The following is a 10,613-nucleotide window of genomic DNA, read 5'->3' on the forward strand; positions in this document are numbered from 1 at the left end:
GGCGGAAGAGGTTCGCGACCTGATCATGAGCCAAGAGAAAACGCTGCGCCTGCCCGGCAGACTTGAAGCGCTTCATGATGCACTCTCTTCGCCGCGTTGGCTGGTGAGAATTCTCCGCCCGATTATAGACAAGCATATCTGCCTGTTAGCGATGGCTGTTCATGCGAGGTGGAAGACCGCGAAGCTCCGCCCCTGCAAACAGGATCAAGCGAACGACCAAATCTCGAGGCAAGAAGGGGCGAACAGGCAGTTGAACCTTCGGAGGCTGACATGAACGCCATTGTCCTTCCTGCGCGTCTCAAGCATCATGTGAGGGTATCCCAGGCTGTGCTCGACACTTATGCCGACCACTCGCCCTTCAGCACGCCCGGGCGCCATGCCGCGCTCTTCGATGACCTGCCGGCCGATCCGGTGGGTGTTGCTCGCACGGTGCAAGGCTTGTTGATCTATGAACACGTCGCAGAACCCTTCTACGACTATGCGCTGCCCGAGGCGCGCCGGGCCGAGAGCCATATTCGGCCCATGGAGAAGATCCTCGATGTGTTGCTGGCGTTCGACGACCGCCCACTCCATGTCGGCCGACCGCCCGAAAAGCGCCTCGTCGGCATCTGTCGCCATTTCATGCTGCTGTCCCTCGCGATCTTTCGTCATCACGGGGTGCCCGCCAGGGGCAGGGGCGGCTTCGGCGCTTACTTCAATCCGGGGAAGTTCGAGGATCATTGGGTCTGCGAATACTGGAGGGCGGAGGACGGCCGTTGGGCGTTGCTGGATAGCCAGTTCGATGATGTCTGGATCCGCAATCTCGCCATCGGCCACGATATCCTCGATGTCCCGCGTGACCAGTTCCTGACGGCGCCCGACGCCTGGCGCCGATGCCGCTGCGGTGAATTGGATCCAGACCTGTTCGGCATCGAGTTCTCTCAATTGCGCGGCCTCTGGTTCATCGCTGGTTGCCTGATCCGTGATCTCGCCACCCTCAACGGCTGCGAAACCCTGCCCTGGGACGTATGGGGCGCACAGCCAGCGCCCGATGCCACACTTTCCGACGAGGAACTCGAGTTCTTCGATGAGGTCGCCTTGCTAACGGCTGACCCGGATGGGAATTTCGATGCGGTGAGACGACGCTTTGCGGAGGATCCGCGGCTGCGCATGCCTGAGACCGTCTTCAATGCATTGCGCCGCCGGGAGGAGAAGGTGTTCGAGGGCTGAGGTGGCCGCGGCTCATGTCGGGCATGCAGACGCCGGTCGAGAAAGCGATCTGGTTCATCGAGAGCCACTTTTCGCACGAAATCACGCTCGACGATCTGGCGCGGGTCTGCGGCCTCTCGCGCTTCCAGGTGTCGCGGCTTTTTTCCTGCGCCACGGGCACAACGGTGACGGCCTATGTGCGCGGGCGACGTCTGACGGAGGCGGCCCGCACCCTGGCCGACGGCGCTCCCGACATCTTGGCCGTCGCATTCCAGGCCGGCTACGGCTCGCACGAAGCCTTTTCCCGCGCCTTCCGGGACCAGTTCGGCCTCAGCCCGGCCGCGCTCCGGGCGCGGGGCCATGTGGAGGGCCTTGGGCTGGTGGCGCCGCTGCGGGAGGATCCGGTGGTTCCCGTGCATCTGCCGCCGCCGCGTCTTGTCTCGCTCGGACCATTGCTCATCGCCGGCATCGGGCGCGGCTTCGCTGACGACGATTTTGCCGGCATCCCGGCGCTCTGGCAGGACCTCCAGCCCTATCTCGGTGAAATCCCGAGTCAAAAGGGCCAAGCCGCCTACGGTCTGGTCGCCGGTACGGCCGGCGGCGGCACCTACTTCTACCTTGCAGGCGTCGAGGTCTCTGACCTTGCTGATCTCGACAGCAGGTTTACCGCGATGCGGCTTCCAGCTCAGCGCTGGGCTGTGTTTCCGCATGAGGGCCACGTCACTGCCATTGCAAGCACGATTCATGCCGTGTTCGCCCAAGCGCTGCCCGCCGCCGGACTGACGGCCGGAGACATGCCCGACCTGCTCGAGAGGTACGATGAGAGATTCAACCCATGGACCGGCGCAGGCGGCTTGGAGATATGGGTGCCCGTGAAGTAAGGCTTCATTTGCCTCGCTCGTATGGCAGCTCAGACGAAGCACTTCCAAAGAACGGCAATGTGGTCGTTCGGGTTGCGCTGAGTTGGGTGGTTCGGCACGCACACTCTCCTAATGATCCCTATTGGCACACCCAGGACCAAAGAGCTTGGTCCGCATTGGCGCTTAGGAGCCGACGTTCGTTGAGAGTCCGGAAGGTGAATGGTTGACCCCAAGCCGACATTGAATGAGCATCAAGAATGCAGAGTACGAGCGGATAACTCCTACCCTGACACGGGCATGAGTGTCTTCCGCGCAGCCTTCAGTAAGTCGACGTGTTTCGTGGGCCCCTCAAGCCATGACACTGCGTGAAGCTCAGAGGACATGCTCTGGCGCTGAGGTTCGCCAGAATAGCTGACGAAAGGGATGGCGCGGCTGTTAAGCACCTCTGCAGACTCTGTAGCGGGATCGTCGTTGAACATGAAGTCGACGATGGTCCCGCCGGCTGTTTGGCCTCCAGTCAAACCCATGCCTCGGCCATGGAGGCGGCCGTCTGCACGGCAAATGCAGCCTCCTCATGGGAGGTCGCGACCGACATGCGGTCCTCTTCAAACTCGTTCAGTCACATGGAGGTTAGGATCGCTTATCATCCTGGCCAGACGCACACTTATTCGCTGTTGCGGCGCACAGGGGCCTTCTATTGCGGACTCATCCATCCTTTCCTGATGTGACCACTCGGCCCAAACGCCCCTTCTGCCGCCTCACAGGCCTGGATTGCGGACATCTTGGAGACAAGGGTTGAGTAGTAGGACAGACGCTCCCTGAAGAAAGAGAAGTGTCGTCCACCGGCGCGCCATTGCCGCGGTTGGAGATTGAGCTCTGAAAACCGCTTTTCGGCTTCGTTCAGATCAAGATGCCAGGAGAAGCATTTGGTGATCAGCAGAGTTGCCGCGGCAAAATCGTCCAACGCGACCTGTTGCGCGTCAGGTGGCTGGGCCGTGGCTGATGGTGGCGCAACGAGCAAAGACACGACCATTGTCCCGCCCGAGCGAGGCTCGAGAGAGCCTTGAAGCCGAACCAGCAGGCCGGTGCGTGATTGAGCCAGAAAGGCCTCGTACACACTCGAGGCAACAAAGCCATCGAAGGCAACCTGTTGCCCGTCACGCGGCTGGGCTTTGGCCGGTGCTATCGTGATGAGAAGAGGGATGACCGCTGCCGCACCTGGAATCGGCACACAGGAGCTTTGCCACCGACCAGGCAGTCGGCGGCGTGATTGGAGGGTCGAAAGCGTGTCATGGCTCAATTACATGTCCTCCGGTTTGTTGAGTCTACAGCCCTGTTGGAACACGGTGCGCTCTCTCGCACACGGCCGGGTCGGTGGAGAGCGCTGCAACCGGGTCCCAGACCGGCTGAATGCTGCAGCCGGCACGAAGTCCAGGCCGACCGAGCTAACCATTGCGCCTCCTGAACCGGACGATGGTATCGCTGGACTTGACCACCTTCCGCAGGCGCTCCAGCTCGACGACCGCGCGGGCCCGGTACAGCCTCCACATCGGGCTGACCACCGGCTGGACGGGGATCGCCGTGTTTAACGCCCACTGGCACTCCCACTCCTGGGCGGTGAAGTCGTCGCCGTATGCGTGCGTCACGTTCTGGTCCGGCTCGAGGCCGTCGTCGGCCCAGAGGGCCTTCGTCTTCGCCTCGATTTCGTCATTCGTTACGCGGGATAGAGCCCGTGCCTTTGAGTGTAACATCAATCCGAAGCCGGCTTAACTGGAGGGAGAGACTCGCTGCGCTGCTCCAGGCAGCGTGTCAGCTCTTGGATGACCCAGCGTCTGGCTTGGCGCTTCGAGGATCGCCTCATGATGACCTCCTGCGGTTGATCCTAGGATTGCTTGAAACAGCCCATGCTTCTGTGACCGGCACCACACAGGGCTTTGACTTGGCTCCAAACCATCCAGCGATAAGCGGCTAGAGCTAAGGGGTTCCTTGTCCTTCCCGACTGAGGCGCCTCGGTTCGATACCGAGACGCTCCTGTTGGTCCAGTTCAGCTCTATGAACTGCCCTCAGCGAAACTCTGCCTGTAGGCAGTCGAGGATTGGGCGTGTGGGATACCATGAACCCGGAAGGGCTCCTCTTGGCACGACGCTGACCTTAGCGGGATTTCCGTATCAGTAGCGTGAGCGGACCTTCATGTCGTCCGCTCTGCTTTCTGGGTTGCGCCGATGCAGCCCTTGGCACTGGGCCTTGCAGCATCAGGAGCCGGCCCAATAATGGCCTGCCTAAGCGTCGCCACCCGATTGTCCGGGTGGTATCATGATCGGGCAGTGTAGCAGCGTTGGGCAGTAGACGGAGAGACCGGGCTGATTTGGCCCCGGCTCCAGTCGGCAGATCTCCTCAGGGAGACGGCCATGGCCACAGCATGGGTTGAGCGGCGGCTGGTTGCAATCCTGGCGGCGGATGTCGTGGGCTATTCCCGGCTTGTCGAGCAGGACGAGGCCGGCACCCTGGCGGCCCTGAAGACGCTCCGCTGCGAGGTCATTGGTCCCCTTCTGGCGGAATACCATGGCCGGATCGTCAAGCTGATGGGCGACGGCGCCATTGCCGAGTTCGGCTCGGTCGTCGATGCGGTTGCCTGTGCGGTTGCGGTGCAGAAGCGCGTGGCCGCATCCCAAGTCAGCCGGCCACCCGAGCGCCGGATCGTCTTTCGCATGGGCGTCAATCTGGGCGACGTGGTGGTTGAGGGAGAGGATCTTCTTGGCGATGGGGTCAACATCGCCGCCCGTCTGGAACAGATCTGCGAACCCGGTGGCGTGCTGATCTCCGGCCCGGCCTACGACCAGCTCCAGGGCAAGCTCAACCTCCCGATCGAGTTTGCGGGCGAGCAGCGGGTCAAGAACATCGACCGCCCGATCCGAACCTACCGAGTCCGGCTGGATGGCGTGCGGGCCGCTCCAGCCTTGCATCATAGGCCCCGCCGATGGACGGTGCCGGTGGCGATTGCTCTCCTGCTTGCCCTTGCTCTCGGGGCCGGTCTGTTCCTGTGGTTGCGATTGGCCGAGCCGGTGCCGGTCGGCCGACCCTCCATCGCGGTGCTGCCGTTCGACAATTTGAGCGGAGACGAGGCGACGCAGCGGCTGGCCGACGGCGTCACCGAGGATATCGTCACCGACCTGGCCCGCTTCCGCGAGTTCGACGTGATCGCCCGCAACTCGACCGCCGTCTACAAGGGCAAGCCGGTCGATGTGCGCCAGATCGGCAGGGACTTGAACGTCCGATACGTGCTGGAGGGCTCGGTCCAGCGGCAAGGCGAGCAGATCCGGGCCACGGCCCAGCTCATCGATGCCAGCACCGCCGCCCATGTGTGGACCCAACGCTGGGACCGGCCCGCCGCAGACGTGTTCGCCGTCCAGACCGAGATCGCCCAACAAGCGGCGGCTCAGGTCGGCGGCTGGAATGCCGTCATCGCTGCCGAGCGACGAACCTCGCAGCGCAAGCGGCCCGAGGATCTCAATGCCTATGAGCTGTATCTGCGTGGCAGCGACCTCCTGGCCCGCGGCGGCAAGGACAACACTGAGGAGGCCGTGCGGCTGTTCACCCAGGCGGTCGAGAGGGATCCGCATCTTGCCCGGGCATGGACAGCATTGTCGGCGGCGCACGACTACACCATCAGCTTTGGCGCTGATCGCAACACGGCAACGGAACAGGCCAAAAAGGCCGCGGAGCGGGCGGTTGCCCTTGATCCGGCCGACGGCGACGCCCACCGGGCGTTGGCCGAAACCCTCCTCGGCTTGGGCGACTTCGCGCGCGCCGCAGCGGAGTACGAGGAGGCGCTGCGGCTCAACCCGGGGGACGCTAACCTTCTGGCAGCTTTTGGGAGTGCAGCGGGCTCGCTGGGGCAGCCGGAGCGTGGGGCGCAACTCGTCGATCAAGCGCTGCGGCTCAACCCGAACAGCCGCATCAGTGCTGCTAATCGGGTCCGGAGCGCCTATTTTGCGGCGGGGCGATACGAGGATGCGCTGCGGGCCGTGGAGGAGCAGCCCGTGGACCGGCGCACCATGGGCGGATGGGTGCAGCGTGCCGCCAGCTATGCGGCGCTGGGGCGGCTGGAGGAAGCGCGCGCCGCGGTGGCGGACGCCTTGGCCCGCCACCCCGCCCTGACGATTCAGGGCCTGCTCAGCCGGCCGGACTTCAGCGAGGCGGAAAAGATGAAATTTGAGGAGCTGATGCGCAAGGCCGGCTTTCCTGTCTGCGCCAAATCTGAAGAGCTGGCCAAGTACGCCCGGCCCCTTCGCTTGCCGGAATGTGCGCAATAAAGTCGGTTCGCGTTACTCTTGATACGGATGTTCGATCATCGGGTTCCACACTCGGCCTTCCGCGAAATTGTGCCCTGTATCTCCTGCACAGGGCTAACGGCAGCTTTCGGTGATCAACCGCGAACGTCGCTTCCTGGCACAAGGCCGACCTTGGCCGTACTTCCGCGATGGAGCGGGATCGAGAACCTTCGCGGGACCTCGCTCAAGGGCTTTGGTTGACCCCAAGCTGACGTTCCGAGCGGCAGGCGAGCACAGCCGGGACATCCGCCGTCACCGACAACGGATCCGTGTCGCTCCTCCGGAGCTGCCGCGTCACACCACCAGCGATTGGCCGGCGTGCTCGGCAGGAACAGTCTCGTCCAGTTCTGCAGGCAGGGTGAACTGAAACACGGCCCCCCGCGGCTCGTTCGCAGAGGCCCACAGCTGGCCGCCATGCGCCTCGATGATCGACCGGCAGATCGCCAGGCCCATGCCCAGCCCCTCCGCCTTGGTCGTGTAAAACGCCTCGAACACCCGCTCCACCTGCTGTGGGTCCAGCCCGACACCGGTGTCCTGCACCGCCACCAGCACGGCCCCGGCTTCATCCGGCTGGGACCGGATCAGCAGCTCGCGTGGCCGCTCCGCCACCTCCTTCATCGCTTCGAGGCCGTTCAGCACCAGGTTGAGCAGCACCTGCTGCAACTGCACCCGATCGCCCACCACGGGCGGGAGGTCAGGCGCCAGCTCGGTCCGCAGCAGGATCCGATGGCGGCGCACTTGCCCGTGGACGAGGGCGACCGTGTCGTGGATGAGGTCGTTCAGATCCACCCGCGTCGTGACGGTGGCCGTCTTCTTGAGGAGCGCGCGCACCCCCCCGATCACCTCGCCGGCTCGGTGTCCGTCTCGGACGATGCGCTCCACCGTCTCCCGTGCCTCGGCGAGGTTGGGGGGCTGGCGGGCGAGCCAGCGCAGGGCCGCGTTGGCATTGGCCACGATGGCGGCCAGCGGCTGGTTGACCTCATGGGCGATGGAGGCGGTCAGCGCGCTCATCGTCGTCACGCGCGTGACATGCGCCAACTCCGCCTGTGCCTTCTGCAGCGCCTCTTCGGCGCGCTTGCGCTCGGTAACGTCCATCACCGCCCCGATGATCTCAAGCAGCTCGCCGGATTTGCTGAAAACGGGATGGCCGATACCGTGCAGGTGCTTGATCTCGCCATCCGGAAGGACGATTCGGAAATCGGTTTCGGAATCGCCCCTGAGACGAATTGCGGTTTCCGTGTTTGCCAGCCACTTTCCCCGATCCTCCGGATGAATGCGCTGGAGAAGCGCCTCGAAGGATGGAATCCCGGCTTGCGGATCGAAGCCGAACAAGCGGTAGCGTTCCTGCGACCAGTAGATGATCTCCTGCGTGGTCGGGTTCCATGCCCAACTGCCGCTTTTGCTCAGCGCCTCCGCTTCCGCTAGGTAGGCCTCGCTGCGCTGCAGTTCCTCCTCCGCCCGCTTGCGCTCAGTCAGATCGAGCACGAAAGCGACACCTTGGTTGGCGCCTTCTTCGAAGGTTGCCGCGCCGATGAGCACGGGCACGCGGCTGCCGTCCTTGCGGAAGTACTCCTTCTCAAACGGGGGCAAGATCCCGGTCCCCTCCAGCTCTGGCACCCATTGTCGTGCATCGCGCTCAAGCCATTCCGGTGGGGTCAGGTCCGTCCAGCGGATGCGACCCGCGACGAGGTCTTCACGGTCGTAGCCGATGATGCGGAGAAAGGCGTCATTGGCCTCAAGGATCCGGCCTTCGAGATCCCATATGACGATCCCGATGATGTTAGCGTCGACCAGGCGCCGGATCTTCTTTTCGCGTCTTTCAAGATCGCTGTGGAGTCGGACGTTCTCCTCGGTCGCTTTCCGCCGCCGTCTCGCTTCGAGCCGTGCGAGCGCCAGCGCCGTCCCTGCTAAGACGGTGACAATGACGGTGGCCGCAGCGATGAGCCAGGTCTTGCGTTGTTCGAGTGCGGCGGCGTGCGTCTCCCGACCTGCGAGCAGGAAGCGCTCGTGGTCCACCATCTGGTCGATTTGCGATCGGATCTCGTCCATGTTGCGCATCATGGCCAGCGCCGTCAGCCCGGACGTACGGGGCGTCCTGACGATATCGTCGATCTCGCGCAGCGTTGCTGAAACGGTCAGCGCCAGATGTTCGGCGCGAAGACTCTGCAATGGATCGTTCGCGACCAGAGCCTGGAGCGCCTGAGCCTCCCGTCGCACGCTTTCGTCAGAGACGCCGTAGGCCTTGAGATATGCCGGGTCGAGGGTCAGCAGATACCCGCGCCTTTCGGCCTCCGGGTTGGCGATGATCGTCCGCAGCCGATCGAGCGTATCGAGCACTTGGCGGCTATGCTCGAGCGAGAGATCTGCCGCTTGCCGCTCGTGCCAATATTGGAGGCCGAGAAATCCGGTCGCGCCAAACAGCATCAGAAGCACCGCGACCGCCAGGATCAGCGGACGAGCAAACCACCGCAAAGTTAGGCCCGGAGCAGGGACTGACATTGGCCTTGGGTCCTTGGTGCTCGCACGACCGGCGCGTCTTCTGTGCCGACGCCGGGGACTTGCTAGAATAATAGGGTACATGGATGAGTGCGCATAGCATAGGTAAGACGGGAACTCGAATTCCTCGACCGCGCAGGTTACACCGGCTCTGGAGCCTGTCGGTTGCCTAGCGAGGGTCGCAACATCGGCCTCGCTCGTGTGTTGTGAGCACCTGCCCATCGGAGGAGCACTGATATGTGCCATTGGTCGCGAGTTCTCATTCAACATGATGCGGTGAGCTGAACCCGGTATGCTTAGCCGCGCGAACGCGGTCATTCTCATCCACGCGCCCTGCGCAGTGTGCCGAATGTCTTCTGAATGTGGCCTGCGCTACGCTTAGAGACGGTGCTCTCTTCAATCCTGAGGCGGGCCAGAGGCTTCCCGCCCCTTCATAGTCCCAGACCGACGCAGTACCTCAGCTCGAGTTTGGCCATTTATGCCGCGTAGCAGAGTGCTGTAGTTAGTCGCTTCAGAACATTGATTTGGGATTTTGTCATGTTGGCGGGCCGGCGTGACGCATCGGAAACTGCGGCGGCCCAGAGCGAGCGTCGGACGGCCGCCAGAGCATCGCTGAAGGTGATGGTGCGCTTGTCGTACCAAGCGGCACACCGCGGGCGAGCCAAGCGCCGAATGGCGGGATCATCGGTCCAGAGGCTCACCAGCGAGAACAGCCCCAGCAGGGCTGGTGTCGTGCGGGTGATCGCCTTGTCCGACCATTGGCGTTGCGTCTCCATCCTCAAGTGTCTGCGAGCCTCGGCAAAGGTCACCTCGGTGCTCCAGCGCCGCACGAACCAGCGCACGATCTCAAGAGGATCGGCCTCGAGGTCCGTGCACAGAAACGCCTGAGGCTTGAGGAGGCCGGCCACGTCCCGCACCAGAACATAGCGGATCGGCACGTGCTTACCGGGATGGTGCCAGATCGCCGTGCCGGAGATGAACTCGATGAGGCGTTCGCCACCGCCGTACCAGCCGTCGACCCAGACACGCCGCCAGGCCGTTTTGGGATGGGCCAGGCGTTCAGCCAGGCTCGGAAGACGTTGTCCGACAAGGCGGGGGCGCCCTCGAGCTCCGGGCCGACGGCGCGGAGCCGGCGTGAACAGGCGCGCATCCAGACGCAGACGTGTGATCATGCACAGGCGATGCCGAACCGCGTTCAACAGCTCAATCGCCGCGAAACTCTGATCGGCCACCGCCACGATGCGCCGGTCCGGCAGCCAGCGGGCGACCTGGAGAAGAGCTTGCCGGGCCCAGTCCGTGAGCGCCTTGTGACGCTGGCGATGCTCGCGCGAGAAGCGCTCGGAGGGAGCCAACACGGTCAGGAAGGGCAAGGCCCACACGCGACCAGCCCACGGGATCGGAACGAGCAGCATGACGGACAGCCAGCGCAATCCCGAGGCTTTGACGAAATGGCCATGGGAGGAGCGGACCGGATCCCGGTAAATGCCTCGCGCCTTGATCCGGCCACCCCAGCGGCGTTCGAGAGTGTCATCCAGCGCGATAATGACGGGCCCGGCCGGCACGAAGCTCGCCACCCGCAGGCCGAGCAGGCGACGCGCCACCTCGCGGCTGGACCACTGGTTGCGGTTGAGCACGCGGTGATAGTTCGTGAAGCTGCGGGTGCGGGCGAGGCCGACAACGGTGAGCATGGCCGTGACAGTGCGGCACCCCGGAGTGAGAAGGGCGCCCAGAACGAGCA

The 10,613-nt window shown here is 63.7% G+C and carries 7 protein-coding genes and 1 pseudogene; 3 read left to right on the forward strand and 5 right to left on the reverse strand.

Annotated elements, in window-relative coordinates; all coding sequences use genetic code 11:
• A pseudogene (locus tag ACS5Q1_RS43660) lies at positions 1-124 on the reverse strand (IS6 family transposase); the annotation flags it as partial.
• A 146-nt stretch (positions 125-270) separates the two neighbouring features.
• Between ACS5Q1_RS43660 and ACS5Q1_RS43665 the strand changes: the two are divergent.
• Positions 271-1,209, forward strand: coding sequence for a transglutaminase-like domain-containing protein (locus tag ACS5Q1_RS43665; protein ID WP_473104082.1), 939 nt, complete (start codon positions 271-273; stop codon positions 1,207-1,209).
• Positions 1,210-1,223: 14 nt separating this feature from the next.
• On the forward strand, positions 1,224-2,069 hold the full coding sequence (locus tag ACS5Q1_RS43670; protein WP_473104083.1) for an AraC family transcriptional regulator: 846 nt from the start codon (positions 1,224-1,226) through the stop codon (positions 2,067-2,069).
• Positions 2,070-2,742: 673 nt separating this feature from the next.
• Here the strand turns inward: ACS5Q1_RS43670 and ACS5Q1_RS43675 are convergent.
• Together ACS5Q1_RS43675 and ACS5Q1_RS43680 are read right to left on the reverse strand one after the other, a co-directional pair.
• A complete protein-coding gene (locus ACS5Q1_RS43675) occupies positions 2,743-3,012 on the reverse strand; it encodes a hypothetical protein (protein ID WP_473104084.1) in 270 nt (89 codons plus the stop codon).
• Positions 3,013-3,493: 481 nt separating this feature from the next.
• Complete coding sequence (locus tag ACS5Q1_RS43680) at positions 3,494-3,799, reverse strand: hypothetical protein (RefSeq protein ID WP_473104085.1); 306 nt, start codon at positions 3,797-3,799, stop codon at positions 3,494-3,496.
• Positions 3,800-4,456: 657 nt separating this feature from the next.
• Between ACS5Q1_RS43680 and ACS5Q1_RS43685 the strand changes: the two genes are divergently transcribed.
• Positions 4,457-6,361 (forward strand): tetratricopeptide repeat protein, encoded by a 1,905-nt coding sequence (locus ACS5Q1_RS43685; protein ID WP_473104086.1) that lies wholly within the window; start codon positions 4,457-4,459, stop codon positions 6,359-6,361.
• A gap of 312 nt (positions 6,362-6,673) precedes the next feature.
• Here ACS5Q1_RS43685 and ACS5Q1_RS43690 read toward each other — a convergent pair whose 3' ends face one another.
• Together ACS5Q1_RS43690 and ACS5Q1_RS43695 are read right to left on the reverse strand one after the other, a co-directional pair.
• Complete coding sequence (locus ACS5Q1_RS43690) at positions 6,674-8,878, reverse strand: PAS domain S-box protein (protein WP_473104087.1); 2,205 nt, start codon at positions 8,876-8,878, stop codon at positions 6,674-6,676.
• Positions 8,879-9,351: 473 nt separating this feature from the next.
• The coding region (locus ACS5Q1_RS43695) for an IS701 family transposase (RefSeq protein WP_473104088.1) at positions 9,352-10,613 on the reverse strand (1,262 nt) is incomplete at its 5' end.

It is taken from the genome of Microvirga sp. GN3 (assembly GCF_055792825.1).

Coding starts and splice junctions, on each gene's coding strand:
- ACS5Q1_RS43670 (WP_473104083.1), top strand. CDS start 1,224: ATGTCGGGCATGCAGACGCCGGTCGAGAAAGCGATCTGGTTCATCGAG.
- ACS5Q1_RS43690 (WP_473104087.1), bottom strand. CDS start 8,878: ATGTCAGTCCCTGCTCCGGGCCTAACTTTGCGGTGGTTTGCTCGTCCG.
- ACS5Q1_RS43680 (WP_473104085.1), bottom strand. CDS start 3,799: ATGTTACACTCAAAGGCACGGGCTCTATCCCGCGTAACGAATGACGAA.
- ACS5Q1_RS43685 (WP_473104086.1), top strand. CDS start 4,457: ATGGCCACAGCATGGGTTGAGCGGCGGCTGGTTGCAATCCTGGCGGCG.
- ACS5Q1_RS43665 (WP_473104082.1), top strand. CDS start 271: ATGAACGCCATTGTCCTTCCTGCGCGTCTCAAGCATCATGTGAGGGTA.